Here is a 23,105-nt window from a genome sequence, read left to right on the forward strand (position 1 = left end):
ACATGCGTAAATCTTTCGGCACCTCGGTGGTGGCCATCGGTGCCGCCGCCATGCTGGCCCTCGCCGGCTGCGGCTCCGGCCGCGACGACGATTCCGGCAGCTCCAGCGGTGACACCAAGGGCTTCGCGGCGAACTCGCTGATCGGTGTGGCCCTCCCGGCCAAGACCTCGGAGAACTGGGTCCTCGCCGGTGACCTGTTCAGCAACGGTCTCAAGGAGGCCGGTTTCCAGGCTGACGTGCAGTACGCCGGCGCGTCGACCACGGTCGCCGACCAGCAGGCTCAGATCACGGCCATGACCACCAAGGGCGCCAAGGTCATCGTCATCGGCGCGACCGACGCCGCGCAGCTGTCGACCCAGGTCGCGGCGGCCCACGCGGCCGGCGTGAAGGTCATCGCGTACGACCGGCTCATCACCAACACGCCGGACCTCGACTACTACGTCGCGTTCGACAACTTCAAGGTCGGCGAGCTCCAGGGTCAGGCCCTGCTCGACGGCATGAAGGCCAAGAAGCCGAACGGCCCGTACAACATCGAGCTGTTCTCCGGCTCGCCGGACGACAACAACGCCGGTGTGTTCTTCAACGGCGCGATGAGCGTGCTCAAGCCGGAGATCGACAAGGGCAACGTGGTCGTCGCCTCCAAGCAGACCGACGTCAAGCAGACCGCCATCCAGGGCTGGAAGGCCGAGGGTGCGCAGGCCCGCATGGACCAGCTGCTGACCTCGACCTACGGCAGCAAGGAGCTGGACGGCGTCCTCTCCCCGAACGACACGCTGGCCCGCGCGATCCTGACCTCGATCAAGGGTGCTGGCAAGCCGACCCCGGTCGTCACCGGTCAGGACTCCGAGGTCGAGTCGGTCAAGTCGATCGTCGCTGGCGAGCAGTACATGACGATCAACAAGGACACCCGCAACCTGGTGAAGGAGACCATCAACATGGTCAAGGCTCTCCAGGCCGGTAACGCCCCGCAGGTGAACGACACCAAGTCCTACAACAACGGCAGCAAGGTCGTCGACACGTTCCTGCTCCCGCCGGTCGCCGTCACCAAGGCGAACGCGGCTGAGGCGTACGCCAACGACCCGAAGCTCGCGCCGCTCACCAAGTAATCACCACACGGTAGGCAGCAACGCCGATGGGTCCCGGATCTCCTCTTCCGGGACCCATCGTCGTCCTTGCGCCACCGCACCACCCGGTACCGACCCGGAAGGAGGTCTGACCGTGGCGATACCCGTCCGGTCCAGGCCAGCCGGCGTCGGCCGTAACACCGAATCCCGGCTGCCGGCGGCTCCCAGTGCCAGCCAGGAGGAGGTCCGGCGGCAGAACCTCGGCGCTGTGCTGCGCTACGTCCACCTGCACGGGCCGACGTCCCGGGCCGAGCTGACCACCCGACTCGGCCTCAATCGCAGCACCATCGGCGCCCTCGCGGCTGATCTGGCCGCCAGCGGCCTGGTGACCGAGGAGGCGCCGACCACCGCCCGTCGTGCCGGCCGCCCCTCGCTCGTGGTCAGCCCTCGCTCCGATCGGGTCTACGCACAGGCGCTGAGCATCGACGCGGACCGACTGCGTGCGGCCCGGGTCGGCCTCGGCGGGCGCATCCTCGACCTGCGCGAGGTCGCCCGCCCCAGCGGCATGTCGACGGTCGACGCCGTCGGGCCGCTCGCCGACCTCGTCCGCGACATGGAACGCTGCGTGGCCGCCGATGCGCTGCTCGTCGGCGGAGCGGTCGCGGTCACCGACACCACCCGGGACGCGGACGACAGGATCCGGATCGTCGGCATCGACGGAACTCTCGGTGCCGCGCTCGATGCCGAACTCTCCGCCGGCCCGGGTTTCGTGGCCGGAGATCTGGCCGACATCGCCGGCCTGGCCGAGCACGTCCGCGGCGTCGCGGCGGGCGTCGATGACCTCATCTACCTGCACGGCGGCCTGGGCATCAGCGCCGGCATCATCATGGGTGGTCGACTGGTGATCGGGCACCGGGGCCACAGCGGCAAGGTCGGGCACATGGTGGTCAACCCGAACGGGCTGCCCTGCGGGTGTGGCTCACGCGGCTGCTGGGAGACCGAGATCAGTGAGACCGCGTTGCTGCGGCACGCCGGCCGGGATCCCCACGACCGTGCAGCGGTGGCCGAGGTGCTGCGCGCGGCGGCGGACGGCGACCGGACTGCGCGAGAGGCGGTCGAGCGGGTAGCCGACTGGCTGGGCTTCGGCGTGGCCAATCTGGTCAACGTGGTCAACCCGGACGCCGTGGTGTTCGGCGGTTCGCTGGGCGACATCTTCACGGCCGGAGCGGACGTGGTCCGCGAGCGACTCGACGCCATGCCGCTGGCGGTCTCCCGTGAGCACCTGCGCCTGGAGGCGGCGGCGCTCGGACCGGACGCCGTCCTGATCGGCGCCGCCGAGTTGGCCTTCGACAAACTCCTGGCCGACCCGCTGAACGTCGGCGTCGCCGGTCAGCTGAGGACCACCAACCCCGCGTAGCCCTCCGGGCCGATGCGCCAAGCGTGGTCGGGCTCAGCGATCACCTCGAACACCTGACCGTCACCAACGGACCGCGATGCCCCATGCCATTCGCTGCCGTAAGTGCTACCGTACGTCGTACGACAGGGCGACGGTGGCATCGAGGGGGAGCGACGTGACGATCGGCGAGGACGCGATAATCGCGCAGGGCCTGCGCAAGCGGTATGGGGACAGATGCGCGCTGGACGGCTTCGACCTGCGGGTTCAGGCCGGCACGGTGTACGGCCTGCTCGGCCCGAACGGAGCCGGCAAGACCACTGCCGTACGGATCCTCTCCACCCTGCTGCGCTTCGACGAAGGTCGGGCCGAGGTGGCCGGGTTCGACGTGGCGCGTCAGCCCGAGCAGGTGCGCTACCGCATCGGGCTGGTGGGGCAGCAGGCCGCGCTGGACGAGATGCTCAGCGGCCACCAGAACCTCGTCATCTTCGGCCGGCTGTTTCACCTGAGCCCGAAGGCGGCCCGGCGTCGCGCCACCGAGTTGCTGGAACGGTTCGGCCTCGCCGACGCCGGCGACCAGCCGGTGAAGGCGTACTCGGGTGGCATGCGCCGGCGGCTGGACCTCGCCGCCGGGATGATCCTCACCCCGTCGGTGCTCTTCCTCGACGAACCCACCACCGGCCTCGACCCGCGCGGTCGCAACGAGGTCTGGGAGTCGGTCCGGGAGTTGGTACGCGCCGGCACCACCGTCCTGCTCACCACCCAGTACCTGGACGAGGCCGACCAGTTGGCCGATCGGGTCTCCGTGGTGGACGCCGGCCGGGTGATCGCCGAGGGCACCCCGGACGACCTCAAGGGCCGCCTCGGCGGCGACCGCCTCGACCTGGTCCTCCGCGACCGCGCCGATCTCGCCACCGCCCTGCTGCGGCTGCGGCAGGTGGTCGGGGTCGAGCCGAAGGTCGACCACGACCGGCGTCTGCTCAGTGCCCGGATCGGGGACCGGGCCGCCACGCTCACCGCCGTGCTCCGGGTGCTCGACGAGGCAGGCGTGCAGGTGGCGGACGTCGCGCTGCGCCGCCCCACCCTGGATGAGGTGTTCCTGCAGCTCACCGGGCATCGACCGCAGCCCGCCGAGGACAGCGGGGCAGTGGCGGTCGGAACGACCGCCAGCGAGGAGGTTTCGGCGTGACCATTCTGACCCTGCCCGGCACCGGATCGCCGGCCCCGCAGCCCGGCCGCCCCACCCTGCTGGCCGACAGCATCACGCTGACCCGCCGGGGCCTCGCCCACTGGCGCCGCGATCCCGGGCCACTGATCGGCTCACTCGGTTTCGACATCCTGATCGTGCTGATGTTCGTCTACCTCTTCGGCGGCGCCATGGAGGTGCCAGGTGGTGGGAGCTACCGGGAGTTCCTGCTGCCCGGCATGTTCGTGATGACCATGGTGTTCGGCATCAGCCTCACCACCATCGCCGTCTCGGCCGACCTGGACCGCGGGGTGACCGACCGCTTCCGGTCGATGCCCGTCTCGCCGCTGGCCCCGCTCCTGGGCCGGGCGGCGGCCGACATGCTGTTCGCGTTGGTCACCCTCGTGGTGATGCTGTTGGCCGGTCTGGCGCTCGGGTGGCGGGCGCACGGCGGTGCCGGCGGCACGCTGGCCGCGGTGGGGCTGATCCTGCTGCTGCGGTTCGCCCTGGTCTGGGTCGGCATCTTCCTGGGCCTGGTGATGCGGGGTCAGCAGGCGGTAGCGGGGGTCCAGATCCTGGAGTTTCCGCTCGGCTTCCTGTCCAACGCGTTCGTCGCGCCGTCCACCATGCCCGCCTGGCTGGGCGTGGTGGCCGAGTGGAATCCCCTGTCGGTGACCGTCGGCGCGACACGTGAGCTCTTCGGCAACGCGGGCTGGGGCGGTGACTCCTGGGTGGTCCAGCAGTACCCGTGGCTGGCCATCGTGTGGCCAGTCGTCCTGGTCGCCGTCTTCCTGCCGCTCTCGGTGGCCCGCTACCGCCGACTGAGTGGTTGAACCGGAGCTTTCGAACGTCGTACATCACGATTGTCGGGTCGGTGGGCGGCCGCCCACCGACGATCGATCAGGAGGCAGAGTGTCGTTCGTGGTCGTCTTCACCCCGGGCGACCCGCCCCGGACCGGTACGGTCCACGTCCACCATCCGGCCGGCGACGCGCTGCCCGAGGAGTTCGACGGGTTCGGCGAGGGCGGCGAGCTGGGGCTGGTCCTCCCGCGCGGCGGCCAGCCGGAGCTGTGCACCGTTCCGGTCCGGTCCAGCCCGATGGGCGACGCGGTCCGCCGGCTGGTGGCATTACGCGACGGCCATCAGCTCGACCCGGCCGCCGCGTTCTGGTCGGCGGTCGCGGTCACCGGGCTCCACCTCGCCGCCCGAGGGCGGATCCTGCCCGGAGTGTCCCCGCAGGGGTACGACTCCTGGCGGGCCGGCCCGTTCGACATCGACGACGTGCGACGTATCCGGGCGCTGGCCGCCGCGATGCCCCCGTCGGCGCGCGCGGTGCCGCTCGACCCGACGGCGCGACGGCTGGTCCTCCCCGACCCGGAGGACCTGGTCCGCGCCTTCCTCGACGCGGTGGCCGACACGCTGCCGCGCACCCCGGCCGCGCCCTGGCTCACCGGGGATCCCCGATTGACCGCCGCGGCGCCCCAGCCGGCCGAGGAACTGCGCGGCTGGGCCAGGCAGGTCTCCGCCGGGGTGGACACGGGTCTGCGGGTGGCGCTGCGAGTGGAGATGCGGGGGGATTTCGGCACCACCGCACCCAGCGCTGTGGTCCGGCTGCGCAGCCTCGCCGACCCGGCGGCCGGCCACCGGGGCGCCATGGATCAGCCGGCCGGGCGCAGCACCCGGCCCGGTCCGGCGGCGTTGTCGGCGGCGGCCTGGCTGCGCTGCGCCCCGGTGACACAGACGTCGTCGCCGAGGAACGCCTCGCGCCACACGTAGCCGGCGACGCAGGTGTGCGGGCCGTACGGGCCGTTGACCCAGCGGCTCGCCGCGGCGGCATTGTCCGCGAGCACCTGGGATCGCGTCGTGCCGGTGACGCAGACGTAGTCGGACTGGTCGGCGTCGCGCCAGACGTACCCGCTGACGCAGCTGCTCGGGCCGAACACCAGCCGGGCGGGATTGCGCCGGGACGCCGCGGCGGCGTTGTCGGCGGCGGCCTGGCTGCGCTGGGTGCCGGTGACGCAGACGTCGTCCCCGGCGTACGCCTCGCGCCACACGTAGCCGGTGACGCAGGTGTGCGGGCCGTACGGGCCGTTCACCCAGCGGCTCGCCGCCGCGGCGTTGTCCGCCCACACCTGGCTTCGGGTGGCACCGGTGACGCAGACCAGGTCGCCGGCGCGGGCCTCGCGCCAGACGTACCCCTGAAGGCAGCGGTTGACCACGTCGGTGGTCACGGTCACCGAGGCGGCGTTGCCGGCCACCCAGTTCACGCCGATCTGCACGCCATTGGCGTTGAGCGACTGCGCGGGACCGCCGCCGGGGCCGCTGCGCAGCAGGGTCGGGGTGCCGTCGCGGACCTCGTGCAGCAGCACGGTGTCAGCAGGGATGCCGGCGCTCCAGCCGGTCTTGCGACGAAATTCGACGGTGTAGTAGCGGAACAGGTCGGCCGGGTCGAACGGGATCCGGACCAGTTGCGGGCCGCTCGCGGCGGGCACCTCCAGCGGCGCCAGGGTGAGGGTGCGCGACCCGACCCCGTCGGCGGCCATGGTGAAGACCCGGTCCTTCGGCAGCCAGCCCAGCTCGTCACGGTGCGGCCCGTTGAGCCCGACCGCGCTGGTGCCGTAGTTCGCGGTGCCGAAGGCATGGATGTGCATCGCGCTCATCTCGTCCCACGGGTCGTCGTACTCGCCCGGCTGGGACCATGGCGCGTTCTGGTACGTGGTGTCGTTGGAGAACGAGTGGCCCAGGTTGTAGCCGTGCAGCATCTCGTGCGCGGCGAAGCCGACGTTCCAGGCGCCCGGGTCGAGCAGCACCCGGCCGCCGGCCGCGCCCGAGTCGACCCAGTCGTTGAGCATGACCGCGATCCGGTTGCCGGCGGGCACCGCGTAGCCGGCGGACGCCGCGGTGTCCACGCACCGCTGGATCCGGGTCCACCGGTCGGTCGACTGGAACTGCGCCAGGGTGTACGGCATGGTGTACCAGCCTCGGACCACCGAGCCGGCCAACGACACCCGCCCGCCGGACTGGTCGGCCAGGTAGTCCGCCACCCCGCCGGTGCCGATGCCGGCCGCGGTGAGGAAGTTGGCGAAGTGCGACGGCGGTTGAGGCTCGGCTGGTTTGTCACTGAACTTGCACAGCAGCACCGACCAGGCGGTCGCGTTGCGGATCGGACTGGCTGCCGCCGGTGCTGCCGGCAGCGCCACCGCGCCCAGCACGGTGCAGGCGAGCGCCACGGTCGACGCGGCGACCCGACGAAGGATTCTGGACTTCACGCGTGCGCTCCCATCGCTGCGGCCCGCCGGACGCGGGCCCCGCGGTCCACATGGGAGCACTGATCGTGATCGGACAGACGCGTTCAGTCGCCTTGGTGACCGGCTGGAATCCGACTCCGCTGGTCGACGCCATGTCGGTGGTCGCCGTTAGGCTCGGCGGCGTGGAGGTGCACCAGATCGATCGCGTGCAGGCACGACGCATCGCCGTCCGGGCCCAACTACTGGCCGCTTCCCGGCCGACCGACCTGCTGACCGCGGGTCTATCCGGCCGGCACGCCCGTCGTCCCGTTGGAGCAGGCGCACCGGCTCCGAGCTGCGCGACCTCGCGTCCTGGTTCTCGCTGACCGTCGAGGGCCTGCGCTGACGGGTGATCGCCAGGCCCCGTGGCCCGGGCGATCACCCGTTGCCGAGCTACGCGATCCGGCGGACCCGGCGCACGGCCAGGTAGAGCAGTAGCAGCGCAAGGGCGACGAAGATGCCCGTTTCGATGCCCTGGAACAGCCAGAACCGGTCCGCCGGCTGGTACAGCTGCCAGTTGTACGCGCCCGGTTCGAGGCCCAGCTCGGCCCCGCAGGCCCGACCGTCCGGCCCCTTTCCACCGGGCGGGCACTGGATCCGGGTGTCCTCCGCGATCATCGTCCCGTCGGGGTTCCGGACGCCCTGGGCGAGGATCCAGTCCCCCCGGCTGATCTCCGGGGTTCCGTCCCTCTCGATCGGGAAGGTCTGGGTGCGGGCGGGCTGGAAGTGCGGTCGGGCCAGGATCGCCACCGCCGCCCGTACGCCGATGAACCCGGCCAGGGTGATGCCCATGGCGGGCAGCATCCGCTTCCAGACGGTGCCGGCGAAGATGCCGAGCGCCACGGCGAAGAGGGTGTAGCCGATCGGGGCGATGCCCTGTAGGTCGAAGACGATCAGGCCGAGCCGGCCCTCGTACGCGGCCTGGGTCAGTGGCTCGACCCACCACGACATGCCGAGCCCGTAGCAGACCGCCGCGAGCACCGTCGCCGCGCCGACCAGGCCGAACTTCACCAGCGCCCAGCGGGCACGGCCGACGCCCTGGGTCCAGACGAACCGGTGCGTGCCCTGCTCCACCTCGCGGGCGACCAGCGGGGCGCCCCAGAACAGGCCGACCAGCACCGGCAGGGTGAGCAGCAGTACGGCCACCAGGTTCAGGCTGCCGTACCGGTTGGTGAAGCGGCGGAAGCCCGCCTCACAGGTCTCCCGGGTCGCGTCGGCCACGTTCGTGCCGGCGAGCTGGCGTGCGCAGTCCACCAGCCCGAGGTCGGCGAAGCTGTGCCGCATGGACAGGCCGATCGGCACCATCAGGGCGGCCAGCGCCGCGAAGCCCAGCAGGGTGAAGAACGCCTGCTTGCGGTGTTGCCGCCAGGTCAACCAGATCATGCTGGCACCCCCCACTCGCTGTGACTGGTCTGCGTGGTGCCGTCGGCGAGGTAGGCCAGGACGATGTCCTCCAGGCTCACCTCGCGGACCGTCCAGGCCGGATCGGTGACCGGGCCGTCGGTCTGGACCAGCAGCGTGGACTGCCGGTCGGTGTGGCTGGCCCGGACGACGGCGGCGACGCCCCCGATCGGGCCGCCGTCGTGCCGTGGGCCGACCAGCTGCCGGTGCCCGGACACCAGGTCGTCGACCGCGCCGGAGAGCTGCACCTGGGCGGCGTTGAGCACGATCAGGTAGTCGCAGACCCGTTCCAGGTCGGCCAGCAGGTGCGAGGAGAGCAGCACGGTGGTGCCCGCGTCCGCGACGCTGCCCATCAGCGACTGGAGGAACTCGCGCCGGGCGAGCGGGTCGAGGCTGGCGACCGGCTCGTCGAGCAGCAGCAGCCGGGGCCGCTTGGCCAGCGCGAGGGCGAGCGCCACCTGGGCCCGTTGCCCGCCGGAGAGCTTGCCGACCGGCCGGTCCGGCGGTATGCCGAGCTGGGCCAGGCGGGTACGGGCCAGCGCGCCGTCCCACCGCCGGTTGAGCTTGCTGCCGGCGGTGACCAGCTTGGCTGCCGTGAAGTCTCGGTACAGCGGGGTGTCCTGTGCGACGAACCCGATGTCGGCCAGGCCCTCCGTGTCGCCGTGCGGCGACCTGCCGAACACCCGGACCTCACCCGCGTCGGGTTTGAGCAGGCCGACGGCCAGGTGCAGCAGGGTGCTCTTGCCCGCACCGTTCGGCCCGACCAGCGCGGCGATCCGGCCGGCGGGCAGGTGCAGCGAACAGTCCCGCAACGCCCAGGCGCTGCCGTATCGCTTGCCCAGCCGGTCGGCCTCCAAGACCATGTCCATCCTCTGTCCTCTCATTCCGCTCATGCCACCGCTTGCCGGCGGTGCGAGCGCTCGCTGCTGTGCCTGATGGTTCGCCCACTCACGCGGGCTCCTTCTGTGGCGCTTCGTCGGTCAGGGTGGCTCGCAGCGTGGTCTCCACCAGGGCGATGACGTCCTCGGCCGTGAGGCCGGCGGCCTGCGCCCGGTGCAGCCAGGCGACCAGGTCGTCGCGCAGCTCGGCCTGGTTGGGCAGGGACGCGCCGGCCAGGGTGCGCCGAACGAACGTGCCCACCCCGGGTCGGCCGCCGACCAGACCCTCGATCTCCAGCTCCCGGTACGCCTTCAGCACCGTGTTCGGGTTGATCGCCAGCGACTGCGCGACGTCCCGGACCTTCGGCAACTGGTCGCCCGGCACCAGCAGGCCAACCCGCAGTGCCTGTTTCACCTGCTGCACGAGCTGCATGTAGGTGTTCACCTTCGACCGGCTGTCCAGCACAAACTCGATCACTCGAGACGATCCTTCCTGTTGTCCTACGACAGTAGGACTAATAGACAGCTTCACCGGGTGCCCGATTGCTGTCAAGGGCGGCGCGGCGAATCGCCCGAACGGGTGAGGCCCCGGGCCGGTCGGCGGTGTTGGCACCGGAAGGCCACCCGTTGGCACCGACGGGTCAGCGGGCCGGGAAGGGAACGGGCACGCGATCCATGCCCGACGGGGAGGTGTTCGATGGTCACCAACGAGCTCACGGTGTCGACGGCGACGCCGTTGCAGGCCGCTCGTGCCCGGGGCCGGGTACGCGGGCGGCTGATCCTGCTCGGCCCGGCGTTCGTGGCCGCCGTCGCGTACGTCGACCCCGGCAACTTCGCCACCAACTCCGCCGCCGGCGCCCGCTACGGCTACCTGCTGGTCTGGGTCGTGGTGGTGGCCAACCTGATGGCGATGCTGGTGCAGACACTCACCGCGAAGCTGGGTCTGGCCACCGGGCGCAGCCTGCCCGAGCTGTGCCGGGAGCGCCTGCCCCGGCCGGTGAACCGGCTGATGTGGGTGCAGGCCGAATTGGTCGCCATGGCCACCGACCTGGCCGAGGTGATCGGTGGCGCGGTCGCCCTGTACCTGCTCTTCGGCATCCCTCTGCTGCCCGGCGGGATCATCATCGGCACGGCCGCGTTCGCCGTGCTCGCCCTGCGCTCACGCGGGTACCGCGCCTTCGAGATCGCCATCGCCGTACTGCTCGGCGTCATCGTCCTGGCCTTCGCCGCGAACCTGCTCGCCGCCGGCTCCGATCCCGGCTCCGCCATGGCCGGTCTGGTGCCCCGCCTCCAGGGCACGGACAGCGTGCTGCTGGCCGCCGGCATCCTCGGCGCGACCGTCATGCCGCACGTCATCTACGTGCACTCCGCCCTGACCCGCGACCGCATCCCCGCCGCCGACGACACCGAGCGTCGGATCCTGTTCCGTGGCCAGCGCACCGACGTGCTGCTCGCCCTGAGCGCGGCCGGCGCGGTCAACCTCGCCATGCTGCTCATCGCCGCGGCCAGTTTCCGGGGCGGCGGCCCGGGTGGCGCGGACAGCCTGGAGGGGGTGCACGCCGGGCTCGGCCAGACCATCGGCACCGCCGCCGCGTTCGGCTTCGCCATCGCCCTGCTGGTCTCCGGGCTCGCCTCCACCAGCGTCGGCACCTACGCCGGCGAGGTCATCATGCAGGGCTTCCTGCGCCGCCGGGTTCCGCTGCTGCTGCGTCGGCTGGTCACCCTGGTACCCGCGCTGGCCGTGCTCGCCATCGGCCTCGACCCGACCCGGGCACTCGTGCTGTCGCAGGTCATCCTCAGCTTCGGTATCCCCTTCGCGCTGATCCCGGTGGTCGCCTTCACCCGCCGTCGCGACCTGATGGGCAACCTGGTCAACCATCCGCTCACCACCGCCGCCGCGTCCCTGGTGGCCGTCCTCGTCGTCGCGCTCAACGTCTTCCTGCTCTGGCAGGTCATCGCCGGCTGAGCCGGCCTGGCGGGCTGAGCCGGCTGAGCCGGCCTAACGGGCTGAGCCGGCTGAGCCGGCCTAACGGGCTGAGCCGGCTGAGCCCTCGGGCGGGTGCCGAGCGTGTAGGCCGGGTCGGAGCGGGTACCGCGTTCGGGCTGGTCGGGGCACGGCCGGCGATGAGCCGAGGTGCCGTACTGCGGAAGGATCCTGCCGTGGGGTCGTACCGGATCGGGTGGACGGCCGGAAGCCAGGTGCGACCGGATCCGGTGGGCCGCCGGCCGCTGACCAGGCTCGCCACGGCGGGCCTGGCGGCGCACGTGTTCTTCGAGCTGGGCGCCGGCGTCGGCATGCCGGCGGCCTCCATCCTGGGCCCGGTGCCCGCCGCCGGGGTGTGGGCCCTCGGCACCGGGACGTTGTGGCGGGCGGCCGGCACAACTCCGGCGTCCGGCGACGCGGTGTTCGCCGTCTGCAACGGCGTCGGGTTGGCCGCCGTGTTCGCCCACCTGCGTGGCTGGCCGCGCCGACGCACCCGGCTGGGCCTGCCGTGGCTGCGCGAGTGCGAGGGGCTGGGGCCGGAGCTGATGCGGTTCTACAACCCGATCCTGTACGTGTGGGGTGCGGCCGCGTTGGCCGCGTCGCTGCGGGAGAACCGGTCGGCGCCGCGCTACCTGCCGCTGCTGGCGCTCGGCCTGGTGCCGTTGTTCATCGTCACGCAGCACGCGGAGCACTGGCGGCTGCGCGAGGTGGCCAGCCGCCGCCCGGGGTGGTGGAACCGCCGGCTGCGGCAACTGGACTGATCGCCATCGGACGTGGCTCAGCCGGTGGCCGGCACGGTCACGTCCGCCGGCCCTCGTCGCGGGTGGGGATCTCCTGGCGCTGTTCGAGGACGTCGGCTGCGTCGGCCTCGGCCGGGAGCGACGTCGCATCCTCGAGCGTGCCCGCCGGCAGGGATCCCTGCTCGGCCAGATCGGCCTCGGACGCCTCCGGGTCCACGTCACCCGACATTCGGTCCGGCGGCCCCAGGTCGACCGCTTCCTGCCGTTGCTCCAGGGCGTCCGCCTCCGGAGGGGGAAGCGGATCACTCTGCTCGTCCCGGTACGTGCTCATCGCGGCCTCCTACCCGGCTGTTGTCGACATACCGCCGGGCCGCTGCCTACCCGTCATCGTCCCACTCACGCCTGACCGCCACGGTCCGGTCGCCTCCGTACCGCCCGCGGCGCCGGGCCGGCCGTTCGGCGCAACCAGCGCGGCATTCGGCTCCCGCCCGCACCAGGCCGGCCCCGACCACCCAAGCCATAGCTGAACATCGATGCACGCGTCCAGCTGTGAGGGCCGTCTTCGGCGCACGGCACCACCACCGAAGTCCCTGGACGACCGGCGAGGAGAGGGATCAAGCATGCGATGGAACGCACGACGGGCCGCCGCCGGCGGCTTCGGGCTCGTCCTCGGCGCCGTGCTGGCGCTGGCCCAGGTCGCACCCGCACAGGCGGAGTCCAACGGCGGGGTACGGGTGATGCCGCTCGGTGACTCGATCACCGACGGGTACAACGTGCCCGGCGGGTACCGGATCAACCTGTGGCAGCGGCTGGCCGGCGGCGGCTACACCGTCGACTTCGTCGGCTCCCAGTTCAACGGGCCGGCCAGCCTCGGCGACCACGACCACCAGGGCCACTCGGGCTGGCGCATCGACCAGCTCGACGCCAACATCGTCGGCTGGTTGCAGGCCACCACCCCGCGTACGGTGCTGCTGCACATCGGCACCAACGACGTTAGCCAGAACTACGACCTGGCCAACGCGCCGGCCCGGCTCTCCGGCCTGATCGACAAGATCAGGTCGACGGTGCCGGGGGTCGAGGTCTTCGTCGCCACCATCACCCCGATATCCGACGCGACCCGGGAGGCGCGGGTGCAGGCGTACAACGCGGCGATCCCCGGCATCGTGGCGCAGAAGGGGAGCCGGGTGCACCTGGTCGACATGCACGCCGCGCTCGGCACCGGCGACCTCGCCGACGGCGTCCACCCCAACGCCGGCGGGTACGACAAGATGGCCGCACGCTGGTACGACGCGCTGCGGTCGGTGCCCGACAGCCTGATTCCGCCGGGCCCTCCGGTCGGCACCCCGGTCGGCCTGGCCAACCCGAACTCCGGGCGCTGCCTGGACGTCTTCGGCGCCAGCACCACCGCTGGTGCCCAGACCATCATCTGGGACTGTCACGGCGGCGCCAACCAGCGCTGGACCCGCACCGCCGCCGGGGAGCTGCGGGTCTACGGTGACCGCTGCCTGGACGTGAACGGCGGGGCGAGCGCCGACGGCACCAAGGTGCAGATCTGGACCTGCAACGGCGGCGCCGCCCAGCGCTTCACCTTCCGCGCGGACGGGGCCATCGTGCTCGCCTCGGTCGGCAAGTGCGTGGACCCGACGTCCGCCGGCACCGCCAACGGCACCAAGGTGCAGCTCTCGACCTGCAACGGCGGCGCCGCCCAGCGCTGGTCCGTGCGGTAGCGGTCGAGGGCCGGTCCCCGGTGGTGTGGGTCAGTCGACCAGCGCCACCGGGGACCGCTCCCGGCGGGGCCCAGCGGTCAGCCCCAGCGCCAGCAGCGCGCACACCGTTCCGACCAGGAAGAACAGCGAGGCCGCCGGCTGGCCGAGCCACTCCCACAGTGGGTGCCACGCCGGGTGCGGCTCGCCGAGGTGGTGCTCCATCAGTTGTGGCGCGGCCAGCAGCACGGGCAGCCACCACAGCACCATGGTCACACCGAACAGGACGCTCGCCGTGCCACTCACCCGGCGCCCCTCGGTGCGTCGGCTGGCCCAGCCGAAGACCAGCCAACCGGCCACCGCGCCCAGCAGCGCGCCGAGCACCGCGGCGGGGACCACCGCGGGTGGCGGCGCGCGATGCAGCTCGACCGCCAGGTAGGAGGCGTCGATCGCCGTCTGCGAGGAGATCGAGGCGGTCAGGATGGTGTCGCCGTGTCGGGCGACGAGGGTGGTCTCGGTGATCGCCAGCGGGGTGGCGCACAGCTTGTCCCCGCAGCTCGTGCCGCCGGTCACCTCCGGGTCGTACACCCGCCAGCCGGCACCGGTCAGGCGCTCCCGGGCCACCGCGACGATCTGCTCGGCGGGCACCGGTGGTGCGCCGAGGGCGTAGGCACCGGTGGCGCTCTCCTGGTATTCGCCGCCGTCGCCGAGGAGCACCGTCTTGACGTTGCCCAGGCGCAGCGGCTGCCCGTAGACCACGAAGAGGGCGGGCGGAGTGTCGATGTCGCCGAGGTCGTGCCCGGGGAAGACCTCGGTGAGGATGGCGCCGGCCTCGGCCCGGTCGGGTTGCGGTCGGGAGGTCTCCCAGGCGGCCCGGCTGGCCAGAGCGCCGGCGAAGAGGCCGCAGATGACCGCCGCCAACGCGGCCCACGTGACGACGGTGCGACTGGCGGGGCGGCCGAGCCGGCACCGCAGCCCGCCCCGGACCAGGTCGGCGGTCTCCCGGGCGGTGGGCCGGGTGCGGCCGGCCGGCGCCGTGTCGAGCAGCAGCGTGATCACCTCCGCCGCGCGGGCTCGCCGCCAGTCGCGGGGATAGCAGCGCAGTAGCCGTCGGTACCGGCGGGCCAGGAAGGGGTCGGTCGACGGCATGGCCATTCCTTCGGATCCGAGGTCAGGCGGGGCGAGAACGCAGGTGACGCAGCCGCGCCTCGGCGGCGGTGGTGAGCTGGCGGAGCCGGGCCGTCTCCGTGTCGAGTGCGGTGATGCCGCCGCTGGTGAGCCGGTAGTAGCGGCGTAGCCGACCGTCGACGGTCTCGTCGTGGTCGTGCGCGATCAGCCCCTCGGCGGCCAGCCGGTCCAGTGCGGCGTAGAGGGTGCCGGCCAGCAGAGTGACCCGCCCGGCTGACAGTTCGGAGACCTCGCGGACGATCCCGTAACCGTGCCGTGGACCGTTGGCGAGCGCGGTGAGGATGAGGAACGTTGGCTCGCGCATTCCTGCCATGCCGGCACTATAGATAGATCATCGATGCATGGGCAAGGATCTGGTCGTGTCCCCCTCCCAGGTCCACCACCTACGGACGGGATCAGCCAGGATTGGCGAGGGCGGCCGAGGCACGGCCGCGATGAAGGGTGGGTCATGGGGGTACGGGAGTGGGTCACCTGGGGGCGGCACGCCCGCGCCGGTGTGGCACTGGCCAGCCTGCTCACCGGCGCGGTGGTGCTCGTGCCGGGTGCGGCGGTGGCCGGCGCGCCGGGGGCGGGGACGCCGGTGTGCCAGGTGCGCGACGACCGGCTCCGCGAGCTCTCCGGGATGGTCGCCACCGACGACGGGTACGTGGTGATCAACGACGGCGCCGACGACGAGGCCCGTCGCCGGATCTTCTTCCTCGACCGGCGCTGCGCGGTGGTCCGGACGGTCTCCTACCCGTCCCGGCCCCGCGACACCGAGGACCTGGCCATCGGCCGGGACGGCACCATCTGGGTCGCCGACATCGGCGACAACGACCGCTCCCGACCGACGATCGCGCTGTGGCGGCTCGCACCGGGTGCGGACCAACCGGTGCTGCACCGGTTGACGTACCCGGACCGCCCGCACGACGCGGAGGCGTTGCTGCTCGACGCGGACGGGCGGCCGTTGATCGTCACCAAGGGCGGCAGCGGCACCGCCTTCCTGTACGCGCCGACCACCGCGCTGCGGCCGGCCGCGACGACGCCGCTGGCCTCGGTCGGCCAGGTGACCCTGCCGACGACCAGCACCAGCAACCCCTTCTCGTTTCTCGGGCGGGGTGTGATCACCGGTGCGGCGAGCGCACCGGACGGGCGTCGGGTCGTGCTGCGCAGCTACGCCGACGCCTTCGAGTACGACGTGCCCGATGGTGATGTGGTCGCCGCGTTGACCTCCGGCACCGCGCGGATCACCCCGTTGCCGGACGAACCCCAGGGCGAATCGATCACCTACAGTCGCGACGGCCGGTCGTTGCTCACCGTCTCCGAATCCGCCGACCAGCCGCCGGGCACCCGTCCGACGATCCTGCGCTACCCGGCCACGGCCACGCCGGCCACCGCCGTACGCCCGACGGGATCCGTTGGCCCGGTGGCGCCGACGGCAGTCCGTCCGGTGGCCGAGAAGTCCGGTGGCGCGGGCGACCGGACCTGGCCGCTGGTCGTCGGCGCCGGGACACTGCTGGTGCTGCTCGGGCTGGCTGGTGTGCTGCGCTGGAGGCGTACCGCGCGCCGGTGAGCGAACAGGGCGGTGCGGCAGGATGGGTGCATGGCCGTGCTGTCCACGTTGCGTCACCCGATCATCGCCGCCCCGATGGCTGGTGGCCCGTCCACGCCAGCGCTGGTGGCAGCCGTCTCCGCAGCCGGTGGGCTGGGCTTCCTGGCAGCCGGGATGATCGACACCGGGCGGCTGGTCGCCGACGTCGCTGAGGTCCGCGCGCGCATCGACCGGCCGTTCGGCGTCAACGTCTTCCTGCCCGACCCCGGTGGCGTCGACGACGCCGCCATCGAGGCGTACGCCGAACGGCTCGCCCCGCAGGCTGCCCAGCGCGGGGTGAGCCTGGGTGACCCGGTGGGCGGCGACGACGCGTACCCGGAGAAGCTGGCCGTGCTGCTCGCGGACCCGGTCCCGGTCGTGTCCTTCGTGTTCGGGCTGCCCGATCGGGCAGCGGTGACCGCCCTGCGCGAGCGGGGCACCGAGGTGTGGGCCACGGTCACCCGCCCCGACGCCGCGAGGGCCGCCGCCGAACTGGGCGTGGACGTGGTGGTGGTGCAGGGCACCGAGGCGGGAGGGCATCGGGGCGGTCTACCGGACGACGACGACTACGCGCTGCTGCCGCTGCTCCGACTGGCCGCCGCCCGTTGCGACCGGCCGCTGGTGGCCGCGGGCGGAATCGTCGACGGCCCCGGAGTGGCCGCCGTGCTGGCTGCCGGTGCCGCCGCCGCGCAGCTCGGCACGGCCTTCCTGCGCTGCCCGGAGGCGGGCAGCTCGCCGATGCACCGGGCGGTGGTGGCCAGTGCCGCGCCGACGGCGTTGACCCGGTCGTACACCGGCAAGCGGGCCCGTGGCGTGGCCAACGACTTCCTGCGCCAGCACGACGCGGCGGCGCCGAGCGGCTACCCCCAGGTGCTTCACCTGACGCGTCCGCTGCTCGCCGCCGCCCGGCGCGACGAGGACGCGTCGGTCGCCAACCTGTGGGCCGGGCAGGCGCACCCGCTGGCTAGGGACCTGCCAGCGGCCGAGGTGGTCGCCGAGGTGAGCGCCGGCGCCCGGGCCGCGCTGGCCGCGGTGGTCGAGCGGTCGACCCGCTGGGGCTGACCAGGGCGCCGGAAGTCCATGTGGGCGGGCGGGACAGACCGGGCGGGAAACCCGTTAGAGTCTCGCCGTGATCGAGATCGGTGCGCAGGTTGACCTGTCCCACCCGCCTGACCGGGTCTGGCTTGCACTGACGGATCGGGAACTGCTCGGCCGGTGGTTCGCCGAGGCCGAGACGATGGAGGGCCTACCGGACCGGCTGTTGGTGCACACGGCCGGGCTGCCCGGCTTCGAGGCCAGCGTCGAGGTCGAGGTGACCGAGCAGCGGGTGCCGGAGCTGCTGGCGCTGCGCTGCGACGAGGCCGGCCGGCTCTCTGAGGCGACCTTTGCCATCACTGCCACGAAGCAGGGCTGTTGGCTGGAGGTACGGGAGGTCAGGACGCACGGCGCGTGGTCCGCGGAGCAGCACGAACCACGAGAGCAGCAGCTCCGGCAGGCGCTGACCGTGCGGCTGCCGGCCATCCTCGACTGGCTCGCCTTCCAGCAGGTCGACCTGCGCCGCAGCGACGGCGGGATGACGGCCGAACTGCCGTTGATCGGCGCATTCGGCAAAGGGCGCGCCCGTCGGCGTCGCCGGAACCTGGCTGCGGTGCTGGTTTCAGTGGCGGTCGTCGGAGGAGTGGCGGCGTGGGTGGCGCTCCCGGCCGCCGAGTCGAACCAGAGCGCGCCGCCGCCCTCGGCCCCGTCGCCGTCGTCGTCGCCGTCCGTGACGGTCGCCGCGCCCGCCGCCGCGCCCCGGGCGACGCCCTCGGTGCGCCCCTCGCGGACGGCCGCGTCGCCGACCGCCCGGCCGAGCCAGAGCGCGTCGGTCAAACCCTCGCGGACCCCCACGTCGGCGCCCCCGCCCCCGCAGCCGTTGACAGCCCGCTACGACACCGACTCCAGCCGGCTGTTCGGCTACACCGGCGAAGTGGTGGTCGACAACCCTGCTGGCACACCGGTGGGGGACTGGGTCGTGGTGGTCAATCTCGCGGAGGGCAGCACCGTCGACGACGCCGACGGCGCGGACTGGCGACAGGACGGGCGGGCGGTCACCTTCACCGGGGCGGCCGTACCGGCCGGAGGGTCGCAGACATTCCGCTTCGACGTGCGCGACAACCGGCCGAAGGCCAGGGAACCGGAGGCCTGCACGGTGGGCGGCAACCCCTGTACCGGCCTCTGACCTAGGCTGCCGTCATGGCACTGCTGCACCGGGCGACCCTGCGCCCCACGAAGCTCGACCTGCTGGCGGCCTGGCTGCCCGGCCGACCCTGGTTCGTCGGGCCGACCGGTGTCGAGGTGGTGAGCCGGGGCGCATACCGCTTCGACGACCCGGCCGGCGAGGTCGGCGTCGAGACGATGCTGGTTGGCACCGCCGACGGCCCGGTCCATCAGGTCCCGCTCACCTACCGTGCCGCGCCCCTCGACGGTGCCGACGACTGGCTGGTCGGCACCACCGAGCACTCGGTGCTCGGCCCGCGCTGGGTGTACGACGGCTGCGCGGACCCGGTGTACGCCGCCGCGCTCGCCCACGCGATCCTCTCCGGCAGCGGCCAGGCGGAGCAGTACGTCGAGGTCGACGGCCGGCGCGAAGTGCGTGAGCCGACCATGACGGTCGTCAGCGACGCGGGCGACGCCGACGTGCCACCGGTCGGCGCCCTGCGACGGGTGGTCGACGAGGACCACACGCTCATCAGCACCGATTCCGTCGAGCTGGTCGTCGTCCGCCGGCCCGGCGCCGGGGCCGACCGGTCAGCCGGGGTCACGCTGAGCGGCAGGTGGGACGGTCAGCCGACGGCCGTGCCGCTGGCGTACGCCCGAGTGCTCTGAGTGTGCGGTGGGCGGCCCGAACTCCTCGGGCCGCCCACCGCGTTCACCACCGCGCCGGAGGCGGGGGCGGCGACACGGGTGGCCGGTCGTCGCAGGTGATGGTGTTGGGCAGCAGCCACGGGGCGAGCCACCCGCCGTCGTTACCGCCGAGGTCGGTCAGGGTGAACTCCGAACCGGCCGGGGTGAAGTGGAACGAACCGCAGTTGTTGACGCCGACCGCGCCCACGTTGCGGGCGTCCACGTTGGCGAACGAGGCCGACCCGGCCGAGCGGGCACTGACCACCGAGGTGCCGGTGCCGTCGACCCGGATGTCCCGGAACTGCACGTTGGCGATCGAGTAGAGGTCTTTCACCGGCCAGTCGCTGACCAGCATGATCGCGTTGTACGTGTTGTCGAGGTACGCGTCGCCGGTCACCTGGATGCTCGCGTCGATGCTCCGGTCCAGGGCGAAGATCCAGATCGCACCCAGCCCGATGTTCCAGTTCAGCTCGTACGTGCCGGCGCGGGCCGTGGTGTTGTTGGTGAACCGCAGGTGCCCGGTGAACGGCTCCGCGCCGAAGCGGGAACCGGCGTGGATGCCGCTGCCCTCGCGGACCGGATCGGCGATGAGGTTGTGCGAGACGGTGGTGTCCGTGCCGCCGTAGATGGCGATGCCGTTGGCCAGGGTCGGTGACTGCACGGTGTTGTGGTCGAACGTGTTCCGGGCGTTCGCCGTCTTCTCCGACCACATCGCCAGGCCGTCGTCGCCGGTGTTTCTGACGAAGTTGTGCGCGACGACGGAGTCGGTCACACCAGTGTGGAAGTTGAGCGCGTCGGCGATCTGGTCGACGATGATGTTGTTGGTGACCCGGAGGTTCCGCATCGGCCCGTCGAACCACAGGCCCACCTTGGTGTGGTGCAGGTAGAGCCCGTCGATGGTCGAGTCGCTCATCGCGCCACCGATCGCGTTGACCTGGTCGGTGTCGATGCGCTCCCGGACGTCGCCCTCGATGGCGAAGCCGGAGAGGTGGACGTTGCGGCTGCCGCCGTCGGCGGCGTCCCGGCCGTAGAAACCGACGCCGGTGTGCACCGAGCCGTCGGGCGTGGGCTTCGGCAGGGCGACCTCGCGGCCCTTGATGATGGTGTGCCAGCTGCCGGCGCCCTCGATGGTCACGTCGTCGACGATGATGTGCCGGTTTACCTGGTAGGTGCCCGGTGGGACGTACACCTTCAGGTGGGTGCGCCGGGCGAAGGCGATGGCCCGGTCGAGTGCGTCGGCGGAGTCCCGCCGGCCGGTGGGGTCCGCGCCGAAGGCCAGCACGTTCGCCGCGAGCAGCCGGATGCGCGGCGGTGCGACCAACTCGGAGTCGAGCAGGTCGATGACCGTCCAGGCGGCTGCGCTGCCGGGAGGCGCGGTGAGCCGGATCTTGTCACCGGCCCGGTAGGTGCGCCCGAGCAGGAGTCGCTGTTCGTCGTAGAAGTGGCTGGGCCGAAACGGCGTGCCGATGCTCGGGTACGGCGTGGTGGCCGACGGCACGCACTGGCACTCGGTGATCCACCAGTCCGGGTGCAGCAGCCCGGCCTCGGGGTCGTTGGAGAACGGGTACTGGTTGTAGAGCCACGAGTACTGCGACGTCAGCGTCATGTCGCGCACGTGCTTGCCGTTGACCGCGACCCGCAGCGGCGCGGTGATCCCACCGCCCTGCGGCGCGTCCGGGATGCTGTACCGCACGGTGATCCCGTTCGCCGCGCTGGGCAGGACGAACTCCACGTACTCGCCGGGGGTGAGCCGGACCGCCCGGCGGCCGGAAGCCTCCGCGGGCAGTGTGTAGGCGGACCGGTCGGGTCCGATGAGGTCGCCGTTGGTGCGGGCGTTCTCCGCCTCCTGCTCGACGAAGTCGACGTCCGCGCCACGTCCGGCGACCAGCGCCGGATCGAGGGCGGCCCGGGTGACCACCGGCGCCGCGCCGGGGGACGTGGGTGGGCCGGCGGCGGCCACGGTGGGGCCGACGACCAGCATGGTGAGGCCGGTCGCGAGCGCGACGGTGGCGGCGCCCGGCCGGCCTGGGCGTCCCCGCGCCGGCATGATGGTCCGAAACATCGGTGACCCTCCTCAGTGGGTGGTGGTGGGAGGTCCGCCCGGCGCCCCCGACGCCCGACATTGATCGTCATGATGCCAGCACTGAACACCACGTTGCAAGACAACAATCGAACAGCGAAAAGAAACGACAATGAGACCGCAAGAAATGGACGGTCGTCGAGTTGAGGTGTCGCGCGTCGCCTACCCCCAGCCTGCAGACTGCCGGCGTAGGCTGAGCCGCGTGGATCAAGAAGACCGGATCGCCCTATTCCTCGACTACGAGAACCTCGCGTTGGGCGCGCGCGACAACCGTGGCGGCGCGGCGTTCGACTTCCGTCCCATCGCCGACGCGCTGGCCGAACGGGGGCGGGTGGTGGTGCGCCGGGCGTACGCCGACTGGTCCTACTTCGACGAAGACCGCCGGATGCTCACCCGGTCGCACGTCGAGCTGATCGAGATCCCGCAGCGGATGGGCGCGTCCCGCAAGAACGCCGCCGACATCAAGATGGCCGTGGACGCGATCGAGCTGGCCTTCGAGCGCGACTACATCTCCACGTTCGTCATCTGCAGTGGCGACAGCGACTTCACTCCTCTCGTCCACAAGCTTCGTGAGCTGAACAAGCGGGTCATCGGCGTCGGGGTCGAGGGGTCGACGTCGGCGCTGCTCCCGCCCGCGTGCGACGAGTTCCTCTACTACGACCGGCTGGAGGGTGTGGACATCCCGCCGACCCGCAGCCAGCGCGGCCGTCCGACCCGGCAGGCCGGTCCGGACCAGCGCCCGCCCGAGCCGGAGCCTGAGGTGGACCGTCGACCGGCCGGCGAGGAGCCTGGACGGGACGTGGACACGCTCGCCGTGCTGGTTGCCCAGACGGTGGCCGGTCTGCAGGGCAGCGCCAACGGCGAGGTCACCGCCTCGCGCCTCAAGCGCACCCTGCTGCGTAAGGATCCGACGTTCAGCGAGTCCGACTACGGTTTCCGTACCTTCGGCGAACTGCTGCGGCATCTCGCCCAGCACAACGTGATCGAGCTGGCCGAAGGCCCCGCGAAGGGTGACCCCGAGGTCTCGCTGCCCGAGCACGGCGACCGGGAGGTGGCGTTCGGCCTACTCCGCGGCGTGGTGGCGGAGCTCGGCAGCGGTGGCAACCCGGTGGCGCTGTCCGGGCTGAAGAACCAGCTGCGCCGGGCCCGGCCCGACTTCAGCGAGAAGAAGCTCGGCTACCGCAGCTTCCTCCAGTTCTGCAAGGCCGCCGCCACCGGTGGAGCAGTCGACCTCCGGTGGAGCCCCGAAGCCGACGACTACCTGCTCACCGCGCAGGGGTGACCCGTTCGTCATCGGGAACGCGATCCTCGTGCTCAACAGAGCGGGTACGCCGGCACTCTGAGCCGCCGCTCAGGCGGGGGAGGGGTCGCCGTTGCGGTACCAACCATCAACACTAGACCCGATTTGCGCCTGAATTGCGGCTCTTACCCCGGTATACACCCACCTGCGCCGTACCCTCGACGCAGAAATTGCTATACGGTCGGCGAATGAAGGTCGAGGAGCATTGGTGGAACGGAGACACGACTCCGCGCGGGCGCCGGGACGTGTATATCCGTACTGATGGGCAGGGTTGGGAGGTCCGCGCCCAGATCGGTGGGGCGTCGGGTCGTGAGCGGGTGCAGCAGTGCCCCAGCCGGGCCTCGGCGGCCATTCTCGCCGACGCCTGGCGCGGCACCCACCCTTCCTGGCGCGAGCTGAAGCAGCGCTGATCCGGCACCGGGCCGGGCCGGCAACGCTCCTGGCT

Annotated in this window: 22 protein-coding genes; 14 read left to right on the top strand and 8 right to left on the bottom strand. The window is 72.1% G+C overall.

Features of this window, described 5'->3' with window-relative positions; translation table 11 throughout:
- Positions 1-2: 2 nt before the first annotated feature.
- From ABZT18_RS09095 to ABZT18_RS09115, 5 genes are all read left to right on the top strand, one after another.
- On the top strand, positions 3-1,106 hold the full coding sequence (locus ABZT18_RS09095; RefSeq protein WP_355250884.1) for a sugar-binding protein: 1,104 nt from the start codon (positions 3-5) through the stop codon (positions 1,104-1,106).
- Between the two features lie 169 nt (positions 1,107-1,275).
- Positions 1,276-2,481 (top strand): ROK family transcriptional regulator, encoded by a 1,206-nt coding sequence (locus ABZT18_RS09100; RefSeq protein WP_355251013.1) that lies wholly within the window; start codon positions 1,276-1,278, stop codon positions 2,479-2,481.
- A gap of 154 nt (positions 2,482-2,635) precedes the next feature.
- Positions 2,636-3,646: an ATP-binding cassette domain-containing protein gene (locus ABZT18_RS09105; RefSeq protein ID WP_355250887.1), complete on the top strand. Its 1,011-nt coding sequence runs from the start codon at positions 2,636-2,638 to the stop codon at positions 3,644-3,646.
- 11 nt (positions 3,647-3,657) lie between these two features.
- Positions 3,658-4,476: an ABC transporter permease gene (locus ABZT18_RS09110; protein WP_354994064.1), complete on the top strand. Its 819-nt coding sequence runs from the start codon at positions 3,658-3,660 to the stop codon at positions 4,474-4,476.
- Positions 4,477-4,555: 79 nt separating this feature from the next.
- A complete protein-coding gene (locus tag ABZT18_RS09115) occupies positions 4,556-5,419 on the top strand; it encodes a hypothetical protein (protein WP_354994009.1) in 864 nt (287 codons plus the stop codon).
- On the opposite strand, the gene ABZT18_RS09120 is transcribed toward ABZT18_RS09115, so the two are convergent.
- The 4 genes from ABZT18_RS09120 to ABZT18_RS09135 all read right to left on the bottom strand — a co-directional run bounded on the left by ABZT18_RS09120 (position 5,302) and on the right by ABZT18_RS09135 (position 9,687).
- On the bottom strand, positions 5,302-6,912 hold the full coding sequence (locus ABZT18_RS09120; protein WP_354994008.1) for a hypothetical protein: 1,611 nt from the start codon (positions 6,910-6,912) through the stop codon (positions 5,302-5,304). The two genes, ABZT18_RS09115 and ABZT18_RS09120, sit on opposite strands and share 118 nt — an antisense overlap.
- Before the next feature lie 411 nt (positions 6,913-7,323).
- Entirely contained in the window at positions 7,324-8,313 is a 990-nt protein-coding gene (locus tag ABZT18_RS09125; RefSeq protein ID WP_354994007.1) for a transporter, read from the bottom strand.
- Positions 8,310-9,200 (bottom strand): ABC transporter ATP-binding protein, encoded by an 891-nt coding sequence (locus tag ABZT18_RS09130; protein ID WP_355250890.1) that lies wholly within the window; start codon positions 9,198-9,200, stop codon positions 8,310-8,312. The genes ABZT18_RS09125 and ABZT18_RS09130 overlap by 4 nt, the downstream gene beginning before the upstream one ends.
- A gap of 79 nt (positions 9,201-9,279) precedes the next feature.
- Entirely contained in the window at positions 9,280-9,687 is a 408-nt protein-coding gene (locus tag ABZT18_RS09135) for a GntR family transcriptional regulator (RefSeq protein WP_354994005.1), read from the bottom strand.
- Between the two features lie 219 nt (positions 9,688-9,906).
- Between ABZT18_RS09135 and ABZT18_RS09140 the strand changes: the two genes are divergently transcribed.
- Positions 9,907-11,175, top strand: a complete 1,269-nt coding sequence (locus ABZT18_RS09140) for an Nramp family divalent metal transporter (protein ID WP_354994004.1) — start codon at positions 9,907-9,909, stop codon at positions 11,173-11,175.
- A gap of 194 nt (positions 11,176-11,369) precedes the next feature.
- A complete protein-coding gene (locus ABZT18_RS09145; protein WP_354994003.1) occupies positions 11,370-11,954 on the top strand; it encodes a hypothetical protein in 585 nt (194 codons plus the stop codon).
- Positions 11,955-11,991: 37 nt separating this feature from the next.
- On the opposite strand, the gene ABZT18_RS09150 is transcribed toward ABZT18_RS09145, so the two are convergent.
- The gene (locus ABZT18_RS09150) at positions 11,992-12,264 is read right to left on the bottom strand and encodes a hypothetical protein (RefSeq protein WP_354994002.1); all 273 of its coding nucleotides are present in this window, start codon (positions 12,262-12,264) and stop codon (positions 11,992-11,994) included.
- Between the two features lie 289 nt (positions 12,265-12,553).
- On the opposite strand from ABZT18_RS09150, the gene ABZT18_RS09155 reads away from it, so the two are divergent.
- The gene (locus ABZT18_RS09155; protein ID WP_354994001.1) at positions 12,554-13,660 is read left to right on the top strand and encodes a ricin-type beta-trefoil lectin domain protein; all 1,107 of its coding nucleotides are present in this window, start codon (positions 12,554-12,556) and stop codon (positions 13,658-13,660) included.
- Positions 13,661-13,690: 30 nt separating this feature from the next.
- Here the strand turns inward: ABZT18_RS09155 and ABZT18_RS09160 are convergent, their stop codons facing one another.
- Together ABZT18_RS09160 and ABZT18_RS09165 are read right to left on the bottom strand one after the other, a co-directional pair.
- The gene (locus tag ABZT18_RS09160) at positions 13,691-14,785 is read right to left on the bottom strand and encodes a hypothetical protein (RefSeq protein WP_354994000.1); all 1,095 of its coding nucleotides are present in this window, start codon (positions 14,783-14,785) and stop codon (positions 13,691-13,693) included.
- Positions 14,786-14,807: 22 nt separating this feature from the next.
- Positions 14,808-15,128, bottom strand: coding sequence for a helix-turn-helix transcriptional regulator (locus tag ABZT18_RS09165; RefSeq protein ID WP_354994063.1), 321 nt, complete (start codon positions 15,126-15,128; stop codon positions 14,808-14,810).
- Between the two features lie 144 nt (positions 15,129-15,272).
- Here ABZT18_RS09165 and ABZT18_RS09170 point away from each other — a divergent pair, with 144 nt between their 5' ends.
- The 4 genes from ABZT18_RS09170 to ABZT18_RS09185 all read left to right on the top strand — a co-directional run bounded on the left by ABZT18_RS09170 (position 15,273) and on the right by ABZT18_RS09185 (position 19,262).
- On the top strand, positions 15,273-16,376 hold the full coding sequence (locus ABZT18_RS09170; protein WP_354993999.1) for a hypothetical protein: 1,104 nt from the start codon (positions 15,273-15,275) through the stop codon (positions 16,374-16,376).
- Between the two features lie 30 nt (positions 16,377-16,406).
- Positions 16,407-17,456, top strand: coding sequence for a nitronate monooxygenase (locus ABZT18_RS09175; protein ID WP_354993998.1), 1,050 nt, complete (start codon positions 16,407-16,409; stop codon positions 17,454-17,456).
- Positions 17,457-17,523: 67 nt separating this feature from the next.
- Complete coding sequence (locus ABZT18_RS09180; protein ID WP_354993997.1) at positions 17,524-18,615, top strand: cellulose binding domain-containing protein; 1,092 nt, start codon at positions 17,524-17,526, stop codon at positions 18,613-18,615.
- A gap of 14 nt (positions 18,616-18,629) precedes the next feature.
- Positions 18,630-19,262 carry a hypothetical protein gene (locus ABZT18_RS09185; protein ID WP_354993996.1) on the top strand — a complete coding sequence of 211 codons (633 nt, stop codon included), beginning with the start codon at positions 18,630-18,632 and terminating at the stop codon, positions 19,260-19,262.
- Positions 19,263-19,305: 43 nt separating this feature from the next.
- Here the strand turns inward: ABZT18_RS09185 and ABZT18_RS09190 are convergent, their stop codons facing one another.
- Entirely contained in the window at positions 19,306-21,342 is a 2,037-nt protein-coding gene (locus ABZT18_RS09190; protein WP_354993995.1) for a glycosyl hydrolase family 28-related protein, read from the bottom strand.
- Positions 21,343-21,562: 220 nt separating this feature from the next.
- Here ABZT18_RS09190 and ABZT18_RS09195 point away from each other — a divergent pair, with 220 nt between their 5' ends.
- Positions 21,563-22,642 carry an NYN domain-containing protein gene (locus ABZT18_RS09195; protein WP_354993994.1) on the top strand — a complete coding sequence of 360 codons (1,080 nt, stop codon included), beginning with the start codon at positions 21,563-21,565 and terminating at the stop codon, positions 22,640-22,642.
- Positions 22,643-22,848: 206 nt separating this feature from the next.
- Positions 22,849-23,070: a hypothetical protein gene (locus tag ABZT18_RS09200; RefSeq protein ID WP_030335934.1), complete on the top strand. Its 222-nt coding sequence runs from the start codon at positions 22,849-22,851 to the stop codon at positions 23,068-23,070.
- The last annotated feature ends 35 nt before the right edge of the window (positions 23,071-23,105 follow it).

The sequence above is a fragment of the Micromonospora sp. NPDC005291 genome, from assembly GCF_040607415.1.
Lineage (GTDB): Bacteria > Actinomycetota > Actinomycetes > Mycobacteriales > Micromonosporaceae > Micromonospora.

Excerpts from the sequence above, each read along its gene's own strand:
- ABZT18_RS09150 (WP_354994002.1), bottom strand. The coding sequence starts at position 12,264 with ATGAGCACGTACCGGGACGAGCAGAGTGATCCGCTTCCCCCTCCGGAG.
- ABZT18_RS09125 (WP_354994007.1), bottom strand. The coding sequence starts at position 8,313 with ATGATCTGGTTGACCTGGCGGCAACACCGCAAGCAGGCGTTCTTCACC.
- ABZT18_RS09185 (WP_354993996.1), top strand. The coding sequence starts at position 18,630 with ATGGCACTGCTGCACCGGGCGACCCTGCGCCCCACGAAGCTCGACCTG.
- ABZT18_RS09200 (WP_030335934.1), top strand. The coding sequence starts at position 22,849 with ATGAAGGTCGAGGAGCATTGGTGGAACGGAGACACGACTCCGCGCGGG.
- ABZT18_RS09175 (WP_354993998.1), top strand. The coding sequence starts at position 16,407 with ATGGCCGTGCTGTCCACGTTGCGTCACCCGATCATCGCCGCCCCGATG.
- ABZT18_RS09095 (WP_355250884.1), top strand. The coding sequence starts at position 3 with ATGCGTAAATCTTTCGGCACCTCGGTGGTGGCCATCGGTGCCGCCGCC.
- ABZT18_RS09165 (WP_354994063.1), bottom strand. The coding sequence starts at position 15,128 with ATGCGCGAGCCAACGTTCCTCATCCTCACCGCGCTCGCCAACGGTCCA.
- ABZT18_RS09170 (WP_354993999.1), top strand. The coding sequence starts at position 15,273 with ATGGGGGTACGGGAGTGGGTCACCTGGGGGCGGCACGCCCGCGCCGGT.
- ABZT18_RS09140 (WP_354994004.1), top strand. The coding sequence starts at position 9,907 with ATGGTCACCAACGAGCTCACGGTGTCGACGGCGACGCCGTTGCAGGCC.
- ABZT18_RS09160 (WP_354994000.1), bottom strand. The coding sequence starts at position 14,785 with ATGCCGTCGACCGACCCCTTCCTGGCCCGCCGGTACCGACGGCTACTG.
- ABZT18_RS09130 (WP_355250890.1), bottom strand. The coding sequence starts at position 9,200 with ATGGACATGGTCTTGGAGGCCGACCGGCTGGGCAAGCGATACGGCAGC.
- ABZT18_RS09190 (WP_354993995.1), bottom strand. The coding sequence starts at position 21,342 with ATGTTTCGGACCATCATGCCGGCGCGGGGACGCCCAGGCCGGCCGGGC.
- ABZT18_RS09155 (WP_354994001.1), top strand. The coding sequence starts at position 12,554 with ATGCGATGGAACGCACGACGGGCCGCCGCCGGCGGCTTCGGGCTCGTC.